Annotated in this window: 19 protein-coding genes; 6 read left to right on the forward strand and 13 right to left on the reverse strand. The window is 70.7% G+C overall.

Translation table 11 applies throughout. The features are described 5' to 3' along the window. Positions 1 to 453: 453 nt before the first annotated feature. Positions 454 to 1,089, reverse strand: coding sequence for a hypothetical protein (locus tag RMN98_RS01575; protein WP_309647048.1), 636 nt, complete (start codon positions 1,087 to 1,089; stop codon positions 454 to 456). 82 nt (positions 1,090 to 1,171) lie between these two features. Here RMN98_RS01575 and deoC point away from each other — a divergent pair, with 82 nt between their 5' ends. The 3 genes from deoC to RMN98_RS01590 are packed head-to-tail and all read left to right on the forward strand — an operon-like array spanning position 1,172 to position 4,451. Next, positions 1,172 to 2,146, forward strand: a complete 975-nt coding sequence (gene deoC, locus RMN98_RS01580; RefSeq protein ID WP_309647049.1) for a deoxyribose-phosphate aldolase — start codon at positions 1,172 to 1,174, stop codon at positions 2,144 to 2,146. Positions 2,147 to 2,151: 5 nt separating this feature from the next. Beyond that, complete coding sequence (locus tag RMN98_RS01585; protein WP_309647050.1) at positions 2,152 to 3,582, forward strand: aldehyde dehydrogenase family protein; 1,431 nt, start codon at positions 2,152 to 2,154, stop codon at positions 3,580 to 3,582. After that, positions 3,582 to 4,451: an aldehyde dehydrogenase family protein gene (locus tag RMN98_RS01590; RefSeq protein WP_309647051.1), complete on the forward strand. Its 870-nt coding sequence runs from the start codon at positions 3,582 to 3,584 to the stop codon at positions 4,449 to 4,451. Before RMN98_RS01585 ends, RMN98_RS01590 begins: the two co-directional genes overlap by 1 nt. Positions 4,452 to 4,555: 104 nt before the next feature. Here the strand turns inward: RMN98_RS01590 and metG are convergent, their stop codons facing one another. From metG to RMN98_RS01615, 5 genes are all read right to left on the reverse strand, one after another. Further along, positions 4,556 to 6,364: a methionine--tRNA ligase gene (gene metG / locus RMN98_RS01595; RefSeq protein ID WP_309647052.1), complete on the reverse strand. Its 1,809-nt coding sequence runs from the start codon at positions 6,362 to 6,364 to the stop codon at positions 4,556 to 4,558. A 24-nt stretch (positions 6,365 to 6,388) separates the two neighbouring features. Further along, a complete protein-coding gene (locus RMN98_RS01600; RefSeq protein WP_309647053.1) occupies positions 6,389 to 7,468 on the reverse strand; it encodes an N-acetylmuramoyl-L-alanine amidase in 1,080 nt (359 codons plus the stop codon). Between the two features lie 113 nt (positions 7,469 to 7,581). Next, positions 7,582 to 11,382 (reverse strand): hypothetical protein, encoded by a 3,801-nt coding sequence (locus RMN98_RS01605; RefSeq protein ID WP_309647054.1) that lies wholly within the window; start codon positions 11,380 to 11,382, stop codon positions 7,582 to 7,584. A 201-nt stretch (positions 11,383 to 11,583) separates the two neighbouring features. Next, entirely contained in the window at positions 11,584 to 12,189 is a 606-nt protein-coding gene (locus RMN98_RS01610; protein WP_309647055.1) for a disulfide bond formation protein DsbA, read from the reverse strand. 43 nt (positions 12,190 to 12,232) lie between these two features. After that, complete coding sequence (locus RMN98_RS01615) at positions 12,233 to 13,924, reverse strand: CHAP domain-containing protein (RefSeq protein ID WP_309647056.1); 1,692 nt, start codon at positions 13,922 to 13,924, stop codon at positions 12,233 to 12,235. A 168-nt stretch (positions 13,925 to 14,092) separates the two neighbouring features. On the opposite strand from RMN98_RS01615, the gene pepN reads away from it, so the two are divergent. Further along, entirely contained in the window at positions 14,093 to 16,651 is a 2,559-nt protein-coding gene (pepN, locus tag RMN98_RS01620) for an aminopeptidase N (RefSeq protein WP_309647057.1), read from the forward strand. 33 nt (positions 16,652 to 16,684) lie between these two features. On the opposite strand, the gene RMN98_RS01625 is transcribed toward pepN, so the two are convergent. Next, positions 16,685 to 17,071 carry a DUF5130 family protein gene (locus tag RMN98_RS01625; protein ID WP_309647058.1) on the reverse strand — a complete coding sequence of 129 codons (387 nt, stop codon included), beginning with the start codon at positions 17,069 to 17,071 and terminating at the stop codon, positions 16,685 to 16,687. Continuing rightward, on the reverse strand, positions 17,058 to 17,423 hold the full coding sequence (locus RMN98_RS01630; protein ID WP_309647059.1) for a hypothetical protein: 366 nt from the start codon (positions 17,421 to 17,423) through the stop codon (positions 17,058 to 17,060). Before RMN98_RS01630 ends, RMN98_RS01625 begins: the two co-directional genes overlap by 14 nt. Before the next feature lie 59 nt (positions 17,424 to 17,482). On the opposite strand from RMN98_RS01630, the gene RMN98_RS01635 reads away from it, so the two are divergent. Next, complete coding sequence (locus RMN98_RS01635; protein WP_309647060.1) at positions 17,483 to 18,499, forward strand: mechanosensitive ion channel family protein; 1,017 nt, start codon at positions 17,483 to 17,485, stop codon at positions 18,497 to 18,499. A gap of 18 nt (positions 18,500 to 18,517) precedes the next feature. Here the strand turns inward: RMN98_RS01635 and RMN98_RS01640 are convergent, their stop codons facing one another. After that, positions 18,518 to 18,943 carry an OsmC family peroxiredoxin gene (locus RMN98_RS01640; protein ID WP_309647061.1) on the reverse strand — a complete coding sequence of 142 codons (426 nt, stop codon included), beginning with the start codon at positions 18,941 to 18,943 and terminating at the stop codon, positions 18,518 to 18,520. 110 nt (positions 18,944 to 19,053) lie between these two features. Here RMN98_RS01640 and RMN98_RS01645 point away from each other — a divergent pair, with 110 nt between their 5' ends. Further along, on the forward strand, positions 19,054 to 19,428 hold the full coding sequence (locus tag RMN98_RS01645; protein WP_309647062.1) for a globin: 375 nt from the start codon (positions 19,054 to 19,056) through the stop codon (positions 19,426 to 19,428). A 20-nt stretch (positions 19,429 to 19,448) separates the two neighbouring features. Here RMN98_RS01645 and RMN98_RS01650 read toward each other — a convergent pair whose 3' ends face one another. The 4 genes from RMN98_RS01650 to RMN98_RS01665 are packed head-to-tail and all read right to left on the reverse strand — an operon-like array spanning position 19,449 to position 24,176. Further along, positions 19,449 to 20,222: a cutinase family protein gene (locus tag RMN98_RS01650; RefSeq protein WP_309647063.1), complete on the reverse strand. Its 774-nt coding sequence runs from the start codon at positions 20,220 to 20,222 to the stop codon at positions 19,449 to 19,451. After that, a complete protein-coding gene (locus tag RMN98_RS01655; RefSeq protein ID WP_309647064.1) occupies positions 20,219 to 21,310 on the reverse strand; it encodes a hypothetical protein in 1,092 nt (363 codons plus the stop codon). The genes RMN98_RS01650 and RMN98_RS01655 overlap by 4 nt, the downstream gene beginning before the upstream one ends. Beyond that, a complete protein-coding gene (locus RMN98_RS01660) occupies positions 21,307 to 22,671 on the reverse strand; it encodes an acyltransferase (protein WP_309647065.1) in 1,365 nt (454 codons plus the stop codon). The genes RMN98_RS01655 and RMN98_RS01660 overlap by 4 nt, the downstream gene beginning before the upstream one ends. Then, complete coding sequence (locus RMN98_RS01665; protein WP_309647066.1) at positions 22,668 to 24,176, reverse strand: glycosyltransferase family 2 protein; 1,509 nt, start codon at positions 24,174 to 24,176, stop codon at positions 22,668 to 22,670. Before RMN98_RS01665 ends, RMN98_RS01660 begins: the two co-directional genes overlap by 4 nt. Positions 24,177 to 24,496 lie beyond the last annotated feature (320 nt).

Raw genomic sequence — 24,496 nt, forward strand, 5'->3', positions numbered from 1 at the left:
TGTGTCGCTCGCAGCGGCGCAGCGCGCTCTCCGGCACACGACCCGAGAGGCCGCCGCGACCCGAACGCTTCAGCCGCGTATCGGGCGGTGATGCCGGTGCGGCGGGTGCCGGGCATTCTGAGTGACACTGCAGAGCACAGCCCTCAACGGTGCGGTGGATCGCACGTGCCTGGTACGTGCGATCGACCGCAATGTCGAGATCCGTCCGCCTCTGCCGCGATGAGCGCGCTTCCACGGTCACCAACGAGCGGCGCCATCACACCTCGATCGCGCGGTCGTCAAAGGTGAATCCGCCGTTCGATGCAAGCGGGCCGGATAGGTGTCGATGGCCACCATCGACGGCGTCGCGTGCACGCGACCGCCCGCCTCCACACCACATCGGCGTCGGCGGAGCGAGACGAGGAGTCCGGGAGCGCGGTTCATGCGGCGGCCTGCTGCGGAGAAGGGCCTTCCTCAGAGGACGGCCGTCACCACGACGGCGAGCGACGACGCACCCAGCGCGACGATCTCCGCCCACGCCGGCTGCCGTCGTACCTCGGAGGCGAGGGCGACCTGCTCGGCGGAGCCCGGCCGGACCCCGCGCAGGGACCGCGCGTCGTCCATCCGCTGGCGAATGCGCTCCTCGACGAAGTCGGGGTAGTTGACGGTCGTGCGGGCGTCGGACGGCGTGCTGCGCAGCTTGCCGACCGCCCCGCCGATCCCCCCGCCGATCCCCCCGCCGACGGTGCCGGCACGGACGAGCTGACGCCGGGACTTGCCCAGCGCGGGCGACAGGAAGCGCTTGTCCCCCACGCGGACGGCGAGCAGCTGGCGCACCGCCAGCTCCTCGATCGCGGCCAGCGGGATGGTGACCGTCTCGGTCATGTTGCGCAGCTCGAGGTCCTCACCGACCAGCGAGATGCGGGGGCGCAGCAGCGCCGCCCAGACCAGCACGCCGCCGGCGGTCGCGGCAGCGATCACCCAGTCGGCGACCCCTGCCTCACGGTCCACCAGACCGATGCCGACCACGAGGACGGCCAGCGCGACACCGATGACCCCCATGACCCGTCCGCTCGTGGGCGTGAACCGCTCGGGCTGTTCCTCGGTCACCGTCGCTCCTGCCTCGTCGGCGCCCCCCGGGGCGCCCTTCGTCGTTTGTCGCCAGTCTGCCGGTCAACCCTATGCTGGGGGGATGCCTTCAACCCCTTCCGCTGCGCCCGCCCGGGGCCAGGCGTGGGACTTCTCGGACGTCACCCGCTCGAACGACTCGCTCCGTCGCTTCCTGCACGGACTCCCCGGAGTCGACCAGGTCGGCGCCGAGTCCCGCGCCGCTTCGCTGGGCACGCGCTCCATCAAGACCACCGCCAAGGCCTACGCGCTGGACCTCGCGATCCGCATGGTCGACCTGACGACCCTCGAGGGTCAGGACACCCACGGCAAGGTCCGCGCGCTGGCCGCCAAGGCGATGCGCCCCGACCCTGCCGACCCGACCTGCCCGGCCACCGCCGCGGTCTGCGTCTACCCCGACATGGTGGGCGTGGCCAAGGAGGTCCTCGGCGACAGCGGCGTCAACGTCGCCGCCGTCGCCACGGCCTTCCCCAGCGGTCGCGCCGCCCTCGACATCAAGCTGGCCGACACCCGCGACGCGGTCGAGGCCGGCGCCGACGAGATCGACATGGTCATCGACCGTGGCGCCTTCCTCTCGGGCCACTACCTCCAGGTCTTCGACGAGATCGTCGCGGTCAAGGAAGCATGCGGGCCGGCGCACCTCAAGGTGATCTTCGAGACCGGTGAGCTCCAGACCTACGACAACGTACGACGCGTCTCGTGGCTGGCGATGATGGCCGGCGGCCACTTCATCAAGACCTCCACGGGCAAGGTCCAGCCGGCAGCGACCCTGCCGGTGACGATGATCATGCTCGAGGCCGTGCGTGACTTCCGCGAGGCCACCGGCCAGATGGTCGGCGTCAAGCCGGCCGGAGGCATCCGCACCGCCAAGGACGCCATCAAGTACCTCGTGACGGTCAACGAGGTCGCCGGCCCCGACTGGCTCGACCCCGACTGGTTCCGCTTCGGCGCCTCGACGCTGCTCAACGAGCTGTTGATGCAGCGCACCAAGATGACGACCGGACGCTACTCCGGTCCCGACTACTTCACGGTGGACTGATCCTGATGACCTTCGACTACGCCCCCGCCCTCGAGTCGCGCAGCATCGTCGACATCAAGGCCTCCTACGGCCTGTTCGTCAACGGTGAGTTCGTCGACGGCTCCGGCACGTCCTTCAAGACGATCAACCCGGCTACCGAGGAGGTCCTCGCGGAGGTCGCCGAGGCGTCCGACGCCGACGTCGACGCCGCGGTCAGGGCCGCTCGCCGCGCCCACACCCGGGTCTGGTCGCGGATGCCCGGCAAGGAGCGCGCCAAGTACCTCTACCGCATCGCCCGGATCATCCAGGAGCGCGGCCGCGAGCTCGCCGTGCTCGAGACGATCGACAACGGCAAGCCGATCAAGGAGTCGCGCGACGTCGACATCCCGGTCGTCGCCGCTCACTTCTTCTACTACGCGGGCTGGGCCGACAAGCTCGAGCACTCCGGCTACGGCACGCGCTCGCTCGGCGTCGCCGCCCAGGTCATCCCGTGGAACTTCCCGCTGCTGATGCTGGCGTGGAAGATCGCGCCCGCCCTGGCCTGCGGCAACACGGTCGTCCTCAAGCCGGCCGAGACCACGCCACTGACGGCCCTGCTCTTCGCCGAGATCTGCCAGCAGGCCGATCTGCCTCCGGGCGTCGTCAACATCGTCACCGGCGCCGGCGCGACGGGCCAGGCCCTCGTGGGCCACGCCGACGTCGACAAGGTCGCCTTCACCGGCTCCACCGAGGTCGGCAAGGCCATCGCCCGCGCGGTGGCCGGCACGGGCAAGAGGGTGACCCTCGAGCTCGGCGGCAAGGCCGCCAACATCGTCTTCGACGACGCCCCGCTCGACCAGGCCGTCGAGGGCATCGTCGACGGCATCTTCTTCAACCAGGGCCACGTCTGCTGCGCCGGATCACGCCTGCTCGTGCAGGAGTCGATCGCCGACGAGCTGCTCACCAAGCTCAAGCGCCGCATGTCGACGCTGCGCGTGGGCGACCCGCTCGACAAGAACACCGACATCGGCGCGATCAACTCCGCCGAGCAGCTGGCCCGCATCCGCGAGCTGTCCGACATCGGCGAGGCCGAGGGCGCGGGTCGCTGGTCGCCCCAGTGCGAGCTGCCCACGACGGGCTTCTGGTTCCCCCCGACGCTGTTCACCGGGGTCACGCAGGCCCACCGCATCGCTCGTGACGAGGTCTTCGGCCCCGTGCTGTCGGTCCTCACGTTCCGCACGCCCAGCGAGGCGGTCGACAAGGCCAACAACACGCCGTACGGCCTCTCGGCGGGGGTCTGGACCGACAAGGGCTCCCGGATCCTGCACATGGCGGGCGCGCTGCGCGCCGGCGTCGTGTGGGCCAACACGTTCAACAAGTTCGACCCCACGAGCCCCTTCGGCGGGTTCAAGGAGTCCGGCTACGGCCGCGAGGGCGGCCGTCACGGCCTCGAGGCCTACCTGAAGGGTGGCGAGTGATGTCGCGCATCGATGTCCGCAAGACCTACAAGCTCTTCATCGGCGGCGCTTTCCCGCGCTCCGAGTCGGGCTACTCCTACGTCGTCCACGACACGAAGGGGGCCTTCGTGGCCAACGCCGCCCTCGCCTCCCGCAAGGACGCCCGTGACGCCGTCGTCGCCGCCCGCAAGGCATTCGGCGGCTGGTCCGGCAGGACGGCCTACAACCGCGCGCAGATCCTCTACCGGATCGCCGAGCTCATGGAGGACCGGCGACCCCAGTTCGTCCAGGCGCTGCGCCAGTCCGAGGGCCTCACCGCCGCCCGCGCGGAGAAGGCGCTCGACGACGCGATCGACCGCCTGGTCTGGTATGCCGGGTGGGCCGACAAGCTCACCCAGGTCATCGGCAACGCCAACCCGGTCGCCGGCCCGTTCTTCAACCTGTCGACCCCCGAGCCGACCGGCGTCGTCGCCGTGCTGGCGCCGCAGGAGTCGTCGCTGCTCGGCCTGGTGAGCGCGATCGCGCCGGTCATCGTCACCGGCAACACGGTCGTCGTCGTCTCCTCCTACGACCGCCCGCTGCCCGCCGTCACGTTCGCCGAGGTGCTCGCGACCTCCGACGTCCCTGGCGGGGTCGTCAACATCCTCACCGGCTCGGCGGCCACGATCGCACCCTGGTTGGCCTCCCACATGGACGTCAACGCGATCGAGCTCGTCGGCATCGCCGGCGACACCGAGCTCGCCACGTCGCTCGAGGTGGCCGCCGCCGACAACCTCAAGCGCGTACGCCGGGCCCCGGCCGCCGAGCCCGACTGGTCGGCCGACCCCGGCCTGGACGCCATGACCGCCTTCGTCGAGACGAAGACGGTCTGGCACCCGATGGGCGTCTGACCGCTCCCCCAGCACAGGCCGAGTCGGCGCGATGTTGCACCCGAGTGGCCGAGTCGGCGCGATGTTGCACGGCTACGTGCAACATTGCGCCGACTCGGCGTTGCTCAGCCCGCGAAGCGGGCGAGCTCCTCGTCGATCACCGCGGGGTCGAGCTTGGTGAAGATCGGGCTCGGCTTCTCCATCGGCAAGCCCACGACGACCGGGCGTGACGCCCAGGTCGGCGTGGCGGTGTAATCACCGGTGATGATCGGGTAGACGTGCAGGCCGGCGCCGTGACCGGGGTCGAGGTCCTCGACGTGCTCGATGTGGGGCATCGGCATGAACTCGCCCTCACCGCCGTAGGTCGCCCACACCTTGTTGGAGGAGTGCGGGAGGAACGGCGCGAGCAGCGTGTTGCAGTCGAGGACGCACTGGGCGGCGACGTGGAGGACGGTGCCGAGGCGCTCGCGCTGCGACTCGTCCTTCATCTTGTACGGCTCGGTGACGGTGAGGTACTTGTTGACCTCGCCGACGACGCGCATGGCCTCCGCGATGGCGTTGCGCTGGCGGTGCCGGCCGATGAGGTCGCCGACCGTGTCGAAGCCACCGCGCACGGCGGCCAGGACGGCCTCGTCGACCGCCTCGAGCGGACCGGCTGCCGGGATCTCCCCGAAGCTCTTGGCAATCATCGTGGCGGTGCGGTTGACCAGGTTGCCCCAGCCGGCGACGAGCTCGGAGTTGGTGCGCGTGACGAACTCCGCCCACGTGAAGTCCGAGTCGGAGGTCTCCGGCCCGGCGGCGGAGATGAAGTAGCGCAGGGCGTCCGGCTGGTAGCGCGACAGCATGTCGCCGACCAGGATCACGTGGCCACGACTGGTGGAGAACTGCTTGGACTCCATCGTCATGAACTCCGAGGAGACGACCTCGGTCGGCAGCCGCAGGTCCCCGTAGGGTCCCGGCTGGCCGCCGCGCTCGCCGCGGCCGTCGTAGGCCAGCAGCTCAGCGGGCCAGATCTGGCTGTGGAAGACGATGTTGTCCTTGCCCATGAAGTAGTAGGACAACGACTCCGGGTCGTTCCACCACTGGCGCCAGGCCTCGGGGTCGCCGGAGCGGCGGGCCCACTCGATGGAGGCGGAGAGGTAGCCGATGACCGCGTCGAACCAGACGTAGAGCCGCTTGGTGCCCTGCTCGCGCCACCCGTCGAGCGGGATCGGGATGCCCCAGTCGATGTCGCGCGTCATCGCGCGGGGGCGGATCTCCTTGAGGATGTTCTGGGAGAACTTGATGACGTTGGGGCGCCACAGCCCGGTCGCCTCGCGCTCGTCGAGCCACTCCTTGAGCGCGTCGGCCAGGGCCGGCAGGTCGAGGAAGAAGTGCTGGGTCTCGATGAACTCCGGCGTCTCCCCGTTGATCTTGGAGCGCGGGTCCTTGAGGTCGGTCGGGTCGAGCTGGTTGCCGCAGTTGTCGCACTGGTCGCCGCGGGCCTCGGTGTAGCCGCAGATCGGGCAGGTGCCCTCGATGTAGCGGTCGGGCAGGGTGCGGCCGGTCGACGGGCTGATCGCCCCGAAGGTCGTCTGCTCGACCATATAGCCGTTGCGGTGGACCGTCTCGAACATCTCCTGCACCACGAGGTAGTGGTTGCCCGTCGTCGTGCGGGTGAAGAGGTCGTAGGACAGCCCGAGGTCGACGAGGTCCTGCACGATGACCGCGTTGTTCTTGTCGGCGAGGTCCTTGGCCGGCACTCCCTCCTTGTCGGCGGCGACCAGGATCGGCGTGCCGTGCTCGTCGGTGCCCGAGACCATGAGGACGTCGTGGCCCGCCATCCGCATGTAGCGGCTGAAGACGTCGGAGGGCACACCGAAACCGGCCACGTGGCCGATGTGGCGTGGGCCGTTTGCGTACGGCCAGGCGACGGCGGACAGGACATGGGTCATGCGGGTGATCCTAGGGTCGCGCCCTCAGGAGCGCTCGATCCGGGCCTGCGCCCGGGTGCGTACGTCGGGCAGCCGGGCCTGGAGCCTCTCTCCCGCGCACGCGGTCTCGTTCGTGGCGCGGTGGCCCGAGATCACCGGCAGCCGCACCTGGCGACCGGCGGCATAGCGGTCGCTGCCCTCGGAGCGGACGGTCACGCCACCACGCGCGTCGTGCCCGTAGCGGTCGAGCTTCCACGCCGCGAGGCGCACGACCATCGTCACGGCGGCATTCGTGGGCTTGGCGGCCTCGAAGTTGCCGATCACCGAGATGCCGACCGAGGCGTGGTTGAAGCCCAGCGCGTGCGCCCCACGGACAGGTCGGCCCACCCCGCCCGAGCGGCCGACCCAGGCCCGACCGAAGCGGTCGACGACGAAGTTGTAGCCGAGGTCGAACCAGCCCAACGACTGCGTGTGGTAGCGGTACATCCCACGCAGGATCCCCGGCACGTCGGCGCGCGTGTAGTCGTTGCCCGACGCCGTGTGGTGCACCACGACCTGCCGGATGCCTGCGTTGTAGCGCGGCTTCCCGTTGCGCCACGACGGGTCGGCGCCCCAGCGCTGGCGGCTGATCAGCTCGGGTTGCGGCGCCCGGCCCGAGGCCGGAGCGACGCGCTGCGTCGTGCCCGACGAGGGTGTCGCTGCCGCGCGGTCCTCGGCGCGGACGCCCGGGTCGATCAGCACCAGTCGGAGACCCCGGTGACCGGAGCCGTCCACGTCGACCTGGACGCCGTCGGAGCGGTCCATCCACAGCAGCTCGGTCGCGCGGAGCCCCGGAGTGCCCTCACCGGCGGCACCGTCGGCCAGGACCTCGGCCTCGCGCCAGGGCCGCCACCCCTCGGGCCCGCGCGAGCGCACGCGCAGCGTCGGGTCGGTGCCGCGCCACGTCAGCCCCACCATCGAGTACGACGACGTGGCGCGCGGCGCGCGGGCCTCCGCGGCCAGGACCTCCAGGGACCGCACCGTCGCCCCTGGGTCGACCTGGAGCCGGAGGACCGGCCGGGCAGCGACGGCAGGGCCGGCCGCAGGAGCCGCCGAAGCGGCACCGGCGACCGGCGCCGGGCTCACCAGCAACACGGTGGTCAGAGCGACTGATGTGACGAGTGTGGCGATGTCCGAGATCCGCATGACATGCCATCCTGCGCCACACCAGCCCCTCCAGTCGACTCTCCGGTCGGCCGCTAGCGAAGCTTGATCACCATGACCTCCCGTTGTCCCCTGCTGAGGATGACCAGGGTGGCCTTGCCGATCCTCCCGCTCCTCAGTGCCTTGGCTGCGGCGCCCTTGGCGACCAGGCGGACCGATTCCGAGCCGGCCTCCAGGGTGGCCCTGCCCTGGGCCAGGACGGCACCGGACCTCAGACCGGCGACCTTGCCTGCGGTCAACAGCCTCAAGGTGACCGAGCGCTTCGCGCCCGTCGCCAGAGCGAGCTGGACCGTGGTCCTACCGGCGTTGGAACCGACCGTCGCCCGAGGCGTCACGGTGACTCCCGTCGGGTTGACCGTGACCGTGGCGGAGTCGCTGTTGTTGCCGGTGTCGACGTCATGACTGCTCGTCGCCGCCGACGCGGTGTTGGTGACCTGCCCATCGCCCGGGTCGTCCGCCCCCTGGGTCCGGATCGCCACGCAGAGCAGGCCGAAGCGTGCACTGAGAGAGCCACCGGTCGGGTTGTGGAACGTGAACACCCGGGTGATCGGCTGCGGGTCGTTGCCCAGCGACACCAGACCTGGGTCGATGTCGGCCCAGGCCACGATGCCCTTGTAGCCGTCGGGACAGGTCAGCCTCTTCTCCACCGTCTGACCGGCCGGCACCGTGACGGTGTCGGACAGCGCGGTGAACACCAGGTCGTGGCTGTGGCCGGACGCGCTGCCCAGTGCCGAGGAGAGGCAGCGGATGCTGAACGTGCCGGTCGCCGAGGTGTCCACATCGACGATGAACTGCCACGCCGACCCGGTGCCACGGCTACCCACGACGGCGGTACCGGCGCTCAGCACATAGCTGGGCTGGATCGGGTAGGACCCGGCCGCGCAGGTGAGGTCGACGACGTGGCGGCCGGGGCCGAACGCCTGGGTCGAGGCCGAGGGGCCGGTGATGACCAGCGGGTGGCTGTGGTCCTCGCCGGAGACGGTCCGCTCGCTCGCGCACACGACCTCGACCTTGGCCTGTACCTGGCCGGTGGTGTTGTTCCGGATGGTCCCGGTCCAGCCCGTCCCGTCCGAGGTCACGGCACTGGTGAGGACCTCGACGTCCTCGAAGCCGCCCGTCCCCTGGTCGACGTGGTCCAGTCGCACCGAGCCGTCGGTCGCGACGTACCCGCTCGGGCACTGCGTCGTGCCCGTGGTCACGCCGGAGAACGACGAGATGTGCGACTCCACCTTGGTGTAGTCCAGCTGGTGCTGGTGGCTGGTGCTGCCACCCCCTCCGGTGATGGCGTTGACCTTGACCGTGATGGTCACGCTCCGGTCGTCGCCGGCCTCGATGGTGCCGAGGGCGCAGGTGACCGTGCCCGCAGAGTGCGTGCACGGGGCGGACGAGGAGACGTACGTCGTGCCGTGCGGCAGGGTGTCGGTGACAACCACGTCGTGCGCGTCGCCGTCGCCCTGGTTGCGGACGTTGATCGTGTAGGTGACGGCGTCACCCGGTCCGGCGATGGTGACGTCCGAGGACTTGCCGACCACCAGGTCGACGTCGTCGGGGTCCCCGCCGGCGACCGGCACGTTCGCCGTGTCGTCGTCGGTGACCTGGGGGCCGGTGGGCGGCGTGCCGCTCGTGGTGGCCGTGTTGTCGACCGACCCGTGGTCCACGTCGCTCTGGGTCACCGTGTGCGACTGCCCCGGCAGGAGCGGACAGCCGGTGGTGGCTCCCGCGGCGAGGTAGGCGGCGCAGGGGGCGTTGGTCAGTCCGAACATCGGGTCGCTGATGGTGACGTCGGTCAGGTCCACGTTGCCGGTGTTGGTGACGTGGAACGTGTAGGTCAGCACCTCGCCCAGCGACCCGACGGCGTCGGCGTCGGAGCTGTCGAGGACCTGCTTGTCCAGGAAGATCCGTGCCATCGCGCTGGCCGTGGCGATGGTCGCGTCGTCGTCGTCCTTCACAGCGGGACCCGACGGCGGCGTGCCGGTGGTCGTCGCGGTGTTGTGGATCGAGCCAGCCGCAACATCTTCCGACGTGGTGGTGTAGCTCTTGACAGGGCAGGTCGCGCTGGCACCCACCGACAGGCTGGCCACGCAGGCGACGTTGCTCATGGCGAGCCTGACGTCGTCGATCACGACGTTGGTCAACGGCACGTTGCCGGTATTGGTGACGACGAACGTGTAGGTCAGCACCTCACCCGGCCCCGCGAGCGAGTCCGCATCGCCACTGTCGGCGACCGACTTCTCCAGGTGGATCGCGGGTGCGCCTGGTGTCGGCATCGTCGCGTCGTCGTGCCCGGTGACGTCCCCGCCCGTGGGTGGCGTCCCGGCGGCGGTCGCGGTGTTGTGCACCGAGCCGTTGGCGATGTCACCGGCGATGACGACGTACGTCCTGGTCGGGCAGGTGAAGCTCGCACCGACGGCCAGGTTGGCCACGCACGGCACGTTGGACATGCCGAGCTTGGCGTCGGAGACCCGCACGTCGGTCAACGGCAGGTTGCCGGTGTTGGTGACCACGAACGTGTAGGTCAGCGTCTCCCCGAGCCCACCGACCTGGTCGACGTCAGGGCCGTCCGTGACGGACTTCTCGATGTCGATCGCCGGCGTGGTCGACTGCGTCGGGATGTTCGCGTCGTCGTCGTCCATGACGTCACCGCCGCCGGGCGGCGTGCCCTGGGCGGTCGCGACGTTGTAGACCTTGCCCGCCGCGAGGTCCGCCGCGGTGACGACGTAGGTCCTGGTCGGGCAGGTGTGGCTCGCACCGACGGCCAGGTTGGCCACGCAGGGCACGTTGCTCATGGAGAGCCTGGGGTCGGAGATGGTGATGCCGGTCAGCGGGACGTTGCCGGTGTTGGTCACCGTGAAGGTGTAGGTCAAGGTCTCCCCGAGGGAGGCGACCGTGTCGGCGTCGTTGCTGTCCGCGACGGTCTTGGCGACCACGATCGCCGGCTTGGCCGGAGTCGGGATCGTCGCGTCGTCGTCGTCGGTCACGCTGGGCCCGGTCGGCGGCTTGGCCGACGCGGTGGCCACGTTGTGCACCGATCCGTGCGCGATGTCGGCCGCCGTCACGACGTACGACTTCGTCGTCGTGCACGGCTTGGTCTCCCCCACGGCCAGGTTGGCCACGCAGGCGACGTTGCTCATGCCGAGCTTGGCATCGGTGATCGCCAGGTTGGTCAGCGGGACGTTGCCGGTGTTGGTGACCGAGAACGCGTAGGTCAGCGTCTCGCCGAGCTGGCCGTCCGAGCCGGCGTCGAAGCTGTCGCTGACCGACTTCTCGAGGCTGATGCCCGGGGTCGGCGGCTGGACGGGGTCACAGCCCTCGACCCAGAAGACCTTGTGCTTCTTGTCGCTGCCCTGGGAGCCCGGGGTCTCGATGGTGAGCTTGAGGTGGTAGCCCTGGATCGGGTGGGCCGGGCCGTCGAAGCTGAGCGTGTAGGACTGTCTCCCGTCGAGGCCGGTGGGCGTGCCCGCACCCGTGGCCGGGTCACCACCGACGAAGACGGTCGGCGGCCCGGAGACCGTCAGTCCGACGCTCGCGGTCGGCGCCTGCATCTCGAAGGTGACCTTCGAGATGATGTCGGCTCCCTGGTCGAAGCCGTACCACTCGACGCTGAAGGTGCACCCGACGTGGGGGTCGTTGTTGGGGATCGAGTCGAAGTCCCCGTCCTCCACGATCTTCACCGTGCCGTTGTTGCCGCCCGGATCACTGCCTGCGCCGGCCTGAGCCGAGGCCACCGATCTCTGTCCCAGTGCCGCGGACGGTAGGAGCGCGGTCGCGATCGCCAGGATGACGAGGACGACGAGCTTGGTCAGGGCGCGCGAGAGCGCGCGTTCGCGAACGAACATTGGTGAACCCCCCAGTTCTCAGCCTGCTGGCGTGAGGTGCCGGGGGTGGCTCGAGGCGTCGAAGGACGCAGGAATCTCCCCTGGCCCAGCCTGCCCCCCGGCGCTGGTACCCCTCAAGTCACGGCACCTGAGAGGTTAGCCCTGCCGTCCTGGTGCGACACCAGAACCCACCACAATCTTCACAGACTCGGGACCTTGGTCCTAGCTGAAGTCGAGATCGCCCGTCCGCGAGCGCTTGAGCTCGTAGAAGTGGGGGAACTTCGCGACCGCGACGCACCCGTCCCACAGCTGACCGGCCTCCTCGCCGCGGGGGATGGAGGAGAGCACCGGCCCGAAGAAGGCCGCGCCCTCGAAGGCGATCGTCGGCGTGCCGACGTCGTCGCCGACCTGGTCCATCCCCTCGTGGTGCGAGGCCGCCACGGCCTCGTCGAGGGACGTGTCGTCCATCGCGCCGACGAGCTCGGGCTCGAGCCCGGCGTCGGCCACGGCTGCGGCGATCATCTCGCGCGAGATCCTCTCGCCGCCGTTGTGGATGCGGGTGCCCATCGCGGTGTAGAGCGGCAGCAGCACGTCACGTCCGTGCTTCTGCTCGGCCGCGATGCAGACGCGCACCGGCCCCCAGGCCGGCTCCAGCATCTCGCGGTACTCGTCGGAGATGTCCTTGTCCTTGTTGAGGTAGGCCAGGCTCATCACGTGCCAGGTCACGTCGATGTCGCGCACCTGCTCGACCTCGAGGATCCAGCGTGAGGTGATCCAGGCGAAGGGGCACAGCGGGTCGAACCAGAAGTCGGCTTGGGTCGTGGTCATGAACAGATCCAACACCTCGGGGCCCGAACCTCTTCCCCTGCTCCTACCGCTTCTTGACGAACACCCGCTCGGACCCGGCCGCCGGCAGTGCGGCACCGCTGCCGGAGTAGAGGACGCGCACCTTCTTCCAGCCGGGCGTGAGCCCGTCGAGGACCAGGCGCGCCTTGCCGGCAACGACGTCCGCGGTGACCTTGCGGGCGCCGATCGAGACGGTGACCGTGCCGGTCGGGCGGGCGATGCCGGGTGCGGCGACCCGCACGATGACGACCGCACGGCGCGGCGTGCTCGCGGGCCTCACGTGCAGCACCGGCTTGGTCATCACCGGCGAGTCGCCCCGGACGACCTGGGAGGTGCTGCGATAGCTGGAGCGGCTCAGGTCGAGGCGCACCGAGACGTGGGAGCCGACGTCCCCGCCCCTCAGCTCGTACGACGGGCCCGTGGCGCCGGCGATCGGCTCGCCGTCGCGCAGCCAGGTGTAGGCGACGGTCGCGTCGGACGGCTCGACGACACCCGGGACGACGGTGAGCGTCCGGCCGAACCGCTCGAGGCCGCTCAGCGCGAAGGGCTGGATGATCGCGATGGTGCCGGCGATGACCGGGGCCGTGGCCTCCGAGACGGCCTTCTTGGGCGCGTAGCCCGGTGTGCGCGAGGTGACGGCCGCAGTGATCCGGGCGTCGATCTGCGGCTGGGCCAGGCGCAGCTGCGACCCGGTGGCGCCCGCGATGGCCTCGCCGTCGGCGTACCACTGGACGGTCGTGGAGCCGGGCTCGGGCGACCAGCCACCGGCACTGACGGTGAGGACCTCGTCGACCTCGGCCACGCCGGAGACCACCGGGGCTGCGGTGCTGGTCTGCTCGCCGACCCGCACGTCGTCGGGGGCCGGGCTGCGCGCGGTCGCCGCGGCGTAGCCCTTCTTGGTGGCCGTGACCTGCACGGTCAGGCGCTTCCCGCGCTGGGCCGGCGTCGGGACGTAGCGCGCGGCGGTGGCACCCGAGATGGCGGCGCCGTCCACGAGCCACTGGAACGCGTAGGAGCCGGCCGGCTTCCAGGTGCCGGCGCTGGCGACCAGCGGGCTGCCGACGCGGGGCGTGCCCTCGACGACGGGCGGCTCGACGTTGGTGACGCTCTGGTCGTTGAAGTGGATGAAGCCCGAGGGCCAGCGGCCGTCGGCCTTGCGGATCGTGCGCCAGTGGAAGTCACCTCCCCAGCTGTCCTCCGAGACCACGATGACCGTGCTGGACACGACCTCCTCGACGTAGGCCACGTGGCCGCTCGAGCCGGTGCCGGGCGCGTTGGCCCGCCACCAGGCGACGGAGCCGACCGTCGGGACCGCGTCAGTGATGCCGGCCTTCTTGGCGCCCCACTCCGTGGCGTTGCCACCACCGGTCCACGGGCGCTCATTCGGCAGGCCGCTGCGCACCATCCGGTAGGCGACATAGTTGGTGCAGTTGTGGCCGGCGTACATCCGCCAGTACATCTGCGAGCCGGCGGTGCGGTAGCCGAAGTGGGAGTAGCCGGCCTCGGCGCACGCGACGTAGCCGGTGCACAGGTAGGCGGACGAGCGCTGCTCGACGGCGCCGTAGCGGGTCAGGGACGGCCCGTCGACCTGCTCCTCGACCCCCTGCTCGTCGACCTGCTCCTCGGCCTGGACGGAGCCCACCCCGACGAAGGGGGTCAGGGACAGCATCAACCCGCTGAGGAGCAGGGTGCAGCCGAGCCGCCGAGTTCGGGTCACGAAGGGAGATTAAACAGGTGTCAAGCACCACGCGCGGCGTTTCGTGACAATTTTCTCAGGGAGTGACACCAGCCCCACGTCCCACTCGTGCCCCCAGGGCAACCATCCGGGGTGGGGGTCCGCCCGCTGGTTGGTGACCCTGCGAGGGCTGCTGCCATGATGGCGGGCATGCCTGGAACCAACCTGACCAGGGACGAGGCCGCCGCCCGCGCCGCCCTCCTGGCCGTCGAGTCCTACACCATCGACCTCGACCTCACCGTGTCCGACAAGGTCTTCGAGAGCACCACCGTGATCCGGTTCACGTGCTCGCAGCCCGGGGCCTCCACCTTTGCCGACCTCGTCGGCGCCACGCTGCACGAGGTGACCCTCAACGGGAGCCCGTTGAATGTCGTCGACGCCTACGTCGACTCGCGGATCCTCCTCGACGACCTCCAGGCCGACAACGAGCTGCGCGTGCGCGCCGAGCTGCCCTACAGCCACACCGGCGAGGGCCTGCACCGCTTCGTCGACCCGGTCGACGGCCGCGTCTACCTCTACTCCCAGTTCGAGGTCCCCGACGCCCGCCGCGTCTACACCACCTTCGAGCAGCCCGACCTCAAGTCGGTCTTCACCTTCAACGTGACCGCACCCGCGCACTGGAAGGTCGTCTCCAACTCGCCCTCCCCCGAGCCCGAGGTCAACGGCGAGGTCGGTGTCTGGCGCTTCGAGCCCACCAAGAGGATGTCGACCTACATCACCGCCCTCGTCGCCGGTGAGTACCACGAGGTCCAGCACGTCTACGCCGGCAAGCACGGCGAGATCCCGCTCGGCCACTACTGCCGCCAGTCGCTCGTGGAGCACCTGGACGTCGAGGAGCTCGTGACGATCACCGAGCAGGGCTTCGCCTTCTTCGAGGAGGCCTTCGACTACCCCTACCCCTTCGGCAAGTACGACCAGCTCTACGTGCCGGAGTACAACATGGGCGCGATGGAGAACGCCGGCTGCGTGACGCTGCGCGACGAGTACCTCCCTCGCAGCCGCCAGCCGCGCTCGTTCTACGAGTTCCGCTGCTCGGTGATCCTGCACGAGATGGCGCACATGTGGTTCGGCGACCTCGTGACCATGAAGTGGTGGGACGACCTGTGGCTCAACGAGTCCTTCGCGGAGTGGGCCTGCTACCACGCCGAGGTCGAGGCCACCGAGTACACCGACGCGTGGACCGGCTTCGCCAACGCCCGCAAGCAGACCGGCTACCGCCAGGACCAGCTGCCCTCGACGCACCCGATCGCCGCGGACAACCACGACCTGCAGGCCGTCGAGGTCAACTTCGACATGATCACCTACGCCAAGGGCGCCTCGGTGCTCAAGCAGCTCGTCGCGTGGGTCGGCCTCGAGGACTTCCAGGCCGGGCTCCAGCAGTACTTCAAGGACTTCGCCTTCGGCAACCCCGAGTTCAAGGACCTGCTCGCCGCGCTGGAGAAGTCGTCCGGCCGCGAGCTCGGCAGCTGGGCCCAGGAGTGGCTCCAGACCGCCGGCGTCAACACGCTCTCCCCCGTCTTCGAGATGGACGACGACGGCCGCTACACCTCGGTGTCCGTGCGACAGGGTGCCGACCCCGACTGGCCGACCCTGCGCCGGCACCGGCTCGGCATCGGTCTCTACGACGCGGTCGCCAACGAGGCCGGCGAGACCCGGCTGGTCCGTCGTCGTTATGTCGAGACCGACGTCGAGGGCGAGCTCACCGCGATCCCCGAGCTCGCGGGCGAGCGGCAGGCCGACCTGCTGCTGCTCAACGACAACGACCTCACCTACGCCAAGATCCGCCTCGACGAGCGCTCGCTCGCCACGGTGGTCGACGGGCTCTCGCTCCTCGACGACTCGCTGGCCCGCGCCCTCGTCTGGGGTGCGGCATGGGACATGACCCGTGATGCCGAGATGCGTGCGTCCGACTTCGTCGCCCTCGTGCTGCGCAACATCGGCGCCGAGACCGACCCGTGGGGCGTCAGCCGGATCCCGACGTACGCCGCCCAGGCGGTCAACCACTTCTCCGCCAAGGCCAACCGGTCGGCCCTGGCCGCTGCGTGGGAGCGCGGCCTGCGCGAGCTGCTCGCCGCGGCCGAGCCCGGCAGCGACCAGCAGCTGACCTTCGCCCGGTCCTTCGCGGGCATCGCCCACAGCGAGGCCGCGCTCGCCGACCTGACCTCGCTGCTCGACGGGTCGCTGACCTTCGAGGGCCTGGCCGTCGATCAGGACCTGCGCTGGGTCCTCGTGACGGCGCTCGCCGCCGCGGGCGCCGTCGGCGAGGAGCGGATCACCGAGGAGCTGGCGCTCGACGCCACGATCTCCGGCCAGGAGCACGCCGCTGCTGCCCGGGCCGCCCAGCCCACCGCGGAGGCCAAGGCCACCGCCTGGGAGGCGGCGATCACCCGGACCGACACGCCCAACGAGACGCAGCGCTCGATCATCATGTCGTTCCAGCGGGCCGGCCAGGACGAGGTCCTCGAGCCCTACGTCGAGACCTACCTGTCCGCCGCTGACGACATCTGGGAGCACCTCGGCACCGCGCGGGCGTCGACGGCGCTGGAGTTCATCTTCCCGCGCCAGCTCGCCAGCGAGGACCTGCTGGGCCGCGTTGACGCGTGGCTGGAGACCTCACCGGCCAACCCGGCCGCCAAGCGCTACGTGCGCGAGGGACGTGCCGACGTCGCCCGCGCGCTGGCAGCTCAGGCGAAGGACGCCGAGGTCTGACCTGACGCTGCTGCACGCCGGGGAAGCACTACGTCATTCCCCGGCGTGCAGCATCTCGGGCGGACGGGCGTGCTCGGCCAGGAAGCTGATCCCGCGCCGCAGGCCGCCGACCAGGTCGCCGGCAGCGAAGTCGGTCTGCATCGCGAGGATCGCGAGCTCGACCTCGGGGTCGCTGAGGGTGCGGCGCACGTAGGCACCGGTGACGACCTCGAGGGCTCGAGCCGTCGGGTCCACCAGGATCAGGATGCTGCGCGCGGGTGCCACCAACGAGTTGTGCAGGCTCGTCGCGAAGGCGCGCGGCTCACTGCCCGACGTGCCGACGAACACCGAGATCTCCGCACGGCACAGCTGCTCCGCCTTGCGGATCGTCTCGTCGAGCGCGAACCTCTCCGCGCTGCTGAAGGGGTCACCAGCGGCCACTGGCGCCACCGGCCTCGGACGTGGCGGTGTCGGGGCCTGCGAGCTCGCTTGCGCTCTTGCGCGGGCCGCCGAGCCACTGGTTCTCGACGTGGGGGGCGCCCGGGGCGATCCGCTCGCCGCGCACGAGGGCCGGCACGTAGACGGCACCCGCGATGGCGACGAAGAGCAGGATCGGGACACCGGCCAGCAGCAGGACCGCGCTGAGCATGTCGACGGGTTCTGCCGCCGGCCATCCCTCCGAAGGCTCGGCGCTCGCGGGTGAGGCGAGGGCCAGGGAGAGGCCCACGGAGGTGAGCCCCGTCACGAGGACGAGCGCCGTTCGGCGCAGTGCGTGGAAGAACGTCGTGGTCACGGGGACCAGGGTATCGGCTCGGCTCGATAGCCCCGACCAGAGATGCTAAGCATGGGCGCATGCTTCCTTCTGCGACGACCGACCCGTGCGAGACCGGAGAGACCGTCTGCGACCTGGCCCTGAGGCTCACCGACAACTCGGTGGTCGCCCAGGTGGCCGATGTGCTGATCGGAGCGCCGATGGCGCTCGTGGGTCTCGTGCTGTTGGCCTTCGCCGTGCGCTGGGTGCTGCACCGCCTCGTCGACCGCGTGGTGAAGCGTGCCGAGTCCGGGGTGCTGCCGGACGCCGTGGGACGCCTGTCGAAGGTGCGACGAGGCCCGCACGCGCCGATGACCCACGACGCCGTGACCTCGACCCGACGCGTCCAGCGGGCCAAGACCATCGGGAGCCTGCTCAAGAGCATCATCACCGGCGTCCTGGTCGCCATCTTCGGGACCATGATCCTCAGCGAGATCGGCGTCAACATCGCCCCGATCATCGCCAGCGCCGGGATCATCGGGCTGGCGCTCGGCTTCGGCGCGCAGTCGCTGGTCAAGGACTTCCTGTCCGGCATCTTCATGATCCTCGAGGACCAGTACGGCGTCGGTGACGTCGTCGACGTGGGCGAGGCCAGCGGCACCGTCGAGGCGGTGAGCCTGCGCATCACGCGGCTCCGCGACGTCAACGGCACCGTCTGGTACGTCCCCAACGGCGAGATCCTGCGCGTCGGCAACATGAGCCAGAACTGGGCGCGCACGGTGCTCGACATCAACGTGTCCTACGGCGAGGACCTCGCCCGCGTGCGTCGGGTGCTGCAGGACGTCGCCCACGACCTGTGGGAGGACGAGGACTACAAGAACCTCGTCATCGAGGAGCCGGAGGTCTGGGGCGTCGAGAGCCTGGGGATCGACGGCGTCACCGTCCGCGTCACGCTCAAGACCGCGCCGATGGAGCAGTGGGCCGTGGCTCGCGAGATGCGTCAGCGGATCAAGGCCCGCTTCGACCACGAGGGGATCGAGATCCCGTTCCCGCAGCGGGTCATCTGGAACCGCCAGGAGCCGGCCGCCCCGGCCGCGGCCGGGGCCGACCAGCCCTGAGTGGTGCGGGTGCCGGGGTCAGGCGAGTGCTGCGTCGAGCGTGATCGTGGTGCCGGTCAGCGCCTGGCTGACGGGGCAGCCGGTCTTGGCGGCCTCGGCGGCGGCGACGAAGTCGTCGTTGCTCATGCCGTCGACGACCGCGCGGACGGTCAGCTTGATGCCGGTGATGCCGGTGCCGGGCGTGAACTCCACGTCGGCGGTCGTGTCGAGCGACGTCGCCGCGGTGCCGGCCTTGGCCAGTCCGTTGCTGAGCGCCATCGAGAAGCAGGACGAGTGGGCAGCGGCGATCAGCTCCTCGGGGCTGGTCTTGCCGTTCGCCTCCTCGGCACGCGAGGGCCAGGAGACGTCGTACGTGCCGAGTCCGGAGGACTCGAACGTGACCTTGCCGGCGCCCTCGAACAGGCTGCCTTCCCAGTGAGTCGTGGCCTTGCGAGTCGTTGCCATGTGCGTTCGCTCCTTGGTGATCGGGGGTGTCGGGCGCCGTCGGTCGCCCTGCCGGCCGAGTCTCGCACGCCGGTGACGAGCCTCCCGGGCGCGCCCAGCACAATGGGTCCGTGACCACCTACTACGACGAGATCGGCGGCTTCGAGACCTTCCGACGTATCGTCGCGAAGTTCTACGAGGGTGTCGCCACCGACGAGGTGCTGCGCCCGCTCTACCCCGAGGAGGACCTCGCACCGGCCGAGGAGCGCTTCTTGCTCTTCCTCGTGCAGTACTGGGGCGGACCCACCGCCTACTCCGACACCCGGGGCCACCCCCGCCTGCGGATGCGGCACGCTCCCTTCGCGGTCACCCCCGAGGCCAAGGACCGCTGGTTGCTGCACTTCCGTGCCGGCCTCGACGAGGTCGCGCTCACCCCCGAGCAGGACGAGAAGTTCTGGGACTACGTCACCCACGCCGCGCAGTTCATGGTCAACACCCTGGAGTGAGGCAGGGAGAGGCGGCCCGGTCAGGACAGCGGTGACCTGCTGCCCAGCCAGCCGAGCACGGTCGGGTGGACCTCCTCGCCGTAGGCCTCGTTGTGCTCGGGGGTGATGACCAGGTCGGCCCAGGTGGCTCCGGAGGGTGAGGCACACACCGAGTCACCCTGCACGCACACCGACAGCACCCGTCCACGCAACGATGCGGCGACGTCGAGGACGTCGGTGGCGATGAAGCCGTCGTCGGTCGACACTCCTCGCAGGTCGGCGTGCTCGACGTCGCCGTCGCCGCGGTCACGGGTGGGGTCGCCGAGGAGCACGATGCCCAGCACCCGCTCACGCACGACCTGCTGCTCCTGCGCGCCGAGCAAGGACGCGAGGCCGTGCGCCACGACCGCGCCCTGGCTGCTGCCGATGACGACCAGACGGGTGCCGGGGCACGTGGCGACCGCGCCCGTGGCGAGGTCGAGCGCTGCGAGGGCCCCGTCGCGCACGCTGGCGTCGAAGGCGGCCGGGTCGGCGCGCGCCGTGGGCACGTCGACCGCCGGGTAGTCGACACCCGCGAATGTCGTGTCCCAGTCGTAGGGGGCCACCGACGCCGCTTCCCCGACAGCCTGCGCCAGCAGCCCCGCCTCCAGCCCGAAGCCGCGCGGCTCCGCGGCGTCGACCGCCTGTCCCGAGCCGCGGGCCCCGATCACCGTCAGGTCGGCACAGGAGTCGTCTGCCACCGTGTCCCCTCCGGAGCCACACGCGACGCCGCCGCCCAGGACGAGCGCGCCGACGAGCAGGTGGACCAGCCTCATCGGTCGCCCAGGACCACGCTCGTGAGGGACCGGGCCGCCACCTCCACCTCGAAGCGGAGGAACCGGTCGCCGTCGGGCAGCTGCAGCGTGACCGTGCGCGCACCGCGCGGGTTCCACACCAACACGCTGGCACCACCGTCGGGCCGGGCGAGGGCCCGTGCCCCGAGGTCACCGGTGGCCCGGGTCGCCATCAGCCGGCTCCCCGGCTGGACGGCTCGCGCCGCGACGGCGTACGCCGTGCCCCGCGGCGTCAGCCGGCTGTCGCCGCCGTCGAGCTCGAGCAGGCCCGCCGGCGACCGCCCTGCCATGAGCGCCGAGGCCACGGGGGGCCGGCCGGCGTCGAGCGCGGCGAAGATCTCGTCGTGCACGACCTGGTCGACGACCTGGCTCCACGCACGCGTGCCCGGCTCCGCGCGGCGGGCCCGGTCAGCCGGCACGGGGAGGCCCGTCGTCGCAGCCGGTCCGTAGACGCCGTCGTCGTCGAGCGTCGCACCCTCGGGCACCAGGACCGACAGGTCCGGCCGCAGCTGGGCCCACACCCGCAGCAGGTCCTCCTCGGCGGGGAAGTCGTCGAGCAGCGCGCGGCGCGTCCCCGACGAGTCGCCGGCGACGAGGAGCGTGCGGCCCGCCGTGCCCGTCCCCAGGGCGAAGACCGACAGGGCGGCTCCGTCCGCGGCGGTGAGCATCCGCACAACGGCGCTGCGACCGGGCTCGTCCAGGGCGGCGAGGTCCTCCACGTCGCTCGCCGTCAGCTCCACGCCCACCCCGGGGATCGCACGGTTGCGGGGCTCGGCCACGACCGTGACCGTCGCCGGCGCGTCCAGGGCTTCCTGCGCGTCAGCGAAGGTGATCGGCAGCGCAGGCGGCTCGACCGACTCCGTCAGCCGCAGGTCGACGAGTCCACGCGAGGAGTCGACGGCCCCGCGTGGCCAGGCCGGGAGCCGTGGCGCGGCGAAGGGGTCGTCCACCACGCGCACGTCCAGGATCGAGGCGGCCCCGGCCGGCTCCAGGTAGTGCAGGACCGGTCCGTAGCCCAGGCCCGCGACCAGGCCGGCGGCCACCACGGCGGCGGCGACGCGGCCGATCACGACCGCTCCCCCGACACGAGCACGACCGGGGAGTCGTGACCTGCCGCGACCAGAGCGTCCTCGCGCAGGGTCGATGGGTCACCGGGCATCGGCGACCGTGGGGCCCGAGCGGTGAGGGGAGCCGCGAGGTGCGCGTAGAGATCACGACGCCCTCCCCCGCGGGCCTGGAGCGCAGCCAGGTCCACCCATGGCTCCTCGACGACGCGGTGCAGCACCCACGCCGCGACGAGCGTGCCGGCCGTGACCGTCACGAGGTTGACGAGGATCCAGTCCACGTCGGTGCGGAACAGGCCCGCACTCATCAAGGCGAGCAGGACGGGCTCGTGCACCAGGTAGGTCGTGTACGCCACGATGCTGAGCCGGACGAAGAGCCGGTTGTCGACCCAGCGTGCGGGTCGTTCGCTCGCGCAGCTCATCACCGCGAAGAGGACCAGGGCCCACCCCAGAGCGGCCACCGGGTGACGCAGCATCACCAGCAGGGAGTCCGAGTCCGTCACGTCGGCGCGGGCCGTCCACAACAGGTAGCCCCCGGCGAGGGCGAGCACAGCGCTCGGCACCACGGGGACGTGCCTGCCGTCCATCCAGACCATGACCACGGCGAGCGCCATGCCGATCGCGAAGTCGTCGGCCTTGGCCGCGGGGCCGAAGCGCCACGCCCAGTCGGTGACCGGCGTCTGCCAGACCAGCTCGACGTTGAGCTTGTAGAGAACCGAGACGAGTGCCACGAGGGCGAACATCAGCAGCAGCCGGCGAGCCCGGACCGACCGGTCCGGGACCCGTCGCACCTCGCGCACGACGAGAGGCCCGAGGACGGCCAGGGAGAGGTAGAAGACCCACTCGATCGACAGCGTCCAGGCCGGACCGACCGTGTAGAAGATGCGCTCGGAGTCAAAGGACTGCAGCAGGAACAGGTGCTCGAGCAGGTCGACCCACTGCGCGGTCTCGACCCCGAAGTTGCGCGACGACCAGGCGATCGCGACCACCACCAGGTAAGGCGGGAAGAGTCGCACCACGCGGCGCCAGAGGAACTCACGTCGGGCCGGGACGCTGCGCGAGTCGTCGAGGGCGGCGTGCGCGAACGGCAGGAAGAGCAGGAGTCCGGAGAGGACGAAGAACAGGTCGACGACCAGGTCCAGGCTGAGGACCGCGACCAGGACATCGGTCGAGCCGCCCGTGGGACCGATGCCGTCGCCCCGCACGTCCATGTTCTGCCAGACGTGGTAGCCGACGACGAGGAGGCAGGCCACACCACGCCAGCCCTCGACCCCGCGCACCTTGAAGGACGAGCGGCCACCGGGGCGCGCCGACGCCCGACCGAACCCGTGGTGGTTGCGCTGAGGCCGGCCGGCTGCGGCGATCACGAGGCCTCCAGGGCCGCGACCTGCGCGCCGGCCAGTCGGCTGCCCGTCGTACGACGCTCGGCGGGGGCGCCGGGGCTCCGCGCGCCGGTGCGGGCCGTGACGTCCCACGTGCTGGCGCCGAGCAGGTGACGCACCACGGCACCTCGGTTGGCGACCGCACGGTACTCGGCGTAGAACACCAGGCTGATCAGGGCGAAGCGGGTGAAGAGACCCGTCCGGCCTGCGATGCCGGGAGGCGCGAGCCGATGACCGGCGATCGCCTGGAGGATCGGGATCCCGTTGACGCCGATGCTCGACACCAGGAAGAAGAGCAGCAACCACGAGATGTCGCGGCCCGGGACCAGCGACATGGCCAGGACCAGCGGAAGCATCTGGGTGGCGATCCAGGGGTGCAGGATCCGCCAGCCGAAGAGCAGGGCGACCCCGCGCCGTTGCACCGCGCTGAGCCGCGACGTGGCCATCAGCCGCGGCAGGTGCGCCAGGCTGACCTCGAGCCAACCCTGCGACCAGCGGACCCGCTGACGCCACAGGGCCGACCAGGTGGCCGGGGCCAGCTCGCTGGAGATGATCCGGGGGTCCGTCCCCAGGCGGTAGCCGGCGGCGAGGGCCCGTGCCGTGACGTCGATGTCCTCGGTGAGCCTGGTCCTGTCGAGCCCGAGCCTGGTGATCACCGAGGCCCGCCACCACCCGTTGCTACCACCGAAGATGCCGAAGTCGTTGACGACCGTGCGTCCGGGGTGCGCGACGGCGTAGAGGGTCGCGAACTCCGCGGCGACCGTGCGGGTCACCGCGCTCTCATCGACGTTGCGGATCATGCACTGGCCCTGCACGACGTCGAAACGCTCCTCGCCGGCGCCGTCGCCCAGCCACTGCAGGACCCGACGGCCAGCAGTCGGGTGCGGGTGGTGGTCGGCGTCGAAGATCCCGACGACCTCGACCCGGTCACCCACAAGGGCGAGCGCCGCCTCGAGATTCTCCACCTTGGAGGTCGAACCGGCCACCTTGAGCGACACGAAGCGACCGTCGGCCGCGGCGAGGTCGGCCAGGTCCGCCTCGATGGGCAGGGAGACCGGGGAGTTGTAGGCCAGCACCACGAGGTGCTTGTCGTGGGGGTAGTCGAGGGCCAGGTGCGCCCGCAGGGAGTCCATCAAGGTGGCCTCCTCGTTGGGGAGGTAGGCCGCGATCACCGTGGCTAGCGCCGGCAGCTGATCGTCGCCGGGCGCCTCGGGCAGTGGAGGCTCGGGGAAGCGGTTGGCACGCGCATACTCCATGGCGATGAGGATCGCGGTGGCGACGAGCGATCCCCAGATCACCCAGAAGACGACCTCGAGCACGGGCGGTGCGAGGAACGCGAGCGGGGCGTAGACGAGGAAGCCGACGAGCGGGGCGCCGAGAAGGACGCTCACGACCTCGACGCTGGTCTGACCGCGCCGCGGCAGGGCGCCGTACCAACGGGCGAGGCGGCTGGAGCGAAGACGGGTGGGGTGGGACGCAGAACCGGCCACGTGGGGACTCCTGGGGGGGAGGGGTGCGCGCCCGAGCGGCGGTGGGGTGGGGTGGGGTGGGGTGGGGTGGGGTGGGGTGACTGTCGGCGAAACGACCCGACACGGGCGGAGTTACGTATGCCGGTATGGGGATCCGAATGGTCTGGACCTGCACGTCAACAACTGGTGAACAGCGTGCTCTCTTCCGCCTCAGAACCCGTGCAGGGACTGGACTTTCCTGCCAGACTGGTCCCTCATCGGTCGAGCACCGGACCTACTGCTCAGGAGTGGTCTGTGACGGCGCGTCAGGCACGATCGCGGCTCGCATCGGTCGTGCTGTC

The organism is Nocardioides sp. (genome assembly GCF_031397825.1).
In the GTDB taxonomy this organism is placed as follows: Bacteria; Actinomycetota; Actinomycetes; order Propionibacteriales; family Nocardioidaceae; genus Nocardioides.